The organism is Cupriavidus basilensis OR16, from assembly GCF_000243095.1.
In the GTDB taxonomy this organism is placed as follows: Bacteria; Pseudomonadota; Gammaproteobacteria; order Burkholderiales; family Burkholderiaceae; genus Cupriavidus; species Cupriavidus basilensis_D.
Genome location: NZ_AHJE01000243.1, coordinates 1 through 450, shown reverse-complemented (window position 1 = coordinate 450; position 450 = coordinate 1). Strand labels below are relative to the sequence as shown.

General features: G+C 62.7%; 1 pseudogene. It reads left to right on the top strand.

Annotated elements, in window-relative coordinates:
- Positions 1-125: 125 nt before the first annotated feature.
- Positions 126-450, top strand: a pseudogene (locus OR16_RS38485) (2Fe-2S iron-sulfur cluster-binding protein); the annotation flags it as partial.

Below are 450 nucleotides of genomic sequence, written 5' to 3'. Positions count from 1 at the left end.
CACAGGAAATCCCCCTCCCAGCGCTGGATATGGCTGCCTGAGCCCGCCCGCCAGATCCCGCGACTACGCGCGGCCGGTGCGCATCCGCCCGGCCGCCCCTGACAGACCGCTTGCGGAAACGTTGTATGCCTAAAGTCGTATTTCACAAGAATGGCCAGACCTTCGAGGATGAGGTCAAGCCCAGCACCAACCTGGTGGTGCGTGCCGGGATCAAGCAGTTTCCGTATCCGAACCTGCGCTATGAATGCGGCATGGGCAAGTGTTCCAAAGTTCGCGTGCCGCGTGATCGCCGGCGCCGAGCACCTGCCGCCGCCGAACTGGAAGGAAAAGAAGCAGCTGGGAGAGCGCCTGGGACTGGGCTATCGCCTGACCTGCCAGATCTGGCTGGAGCATGACATCGAGCTGGTCCAGGAAGAACTACCTGTGCAGAGCGCAGCCGAGTCTACGCGT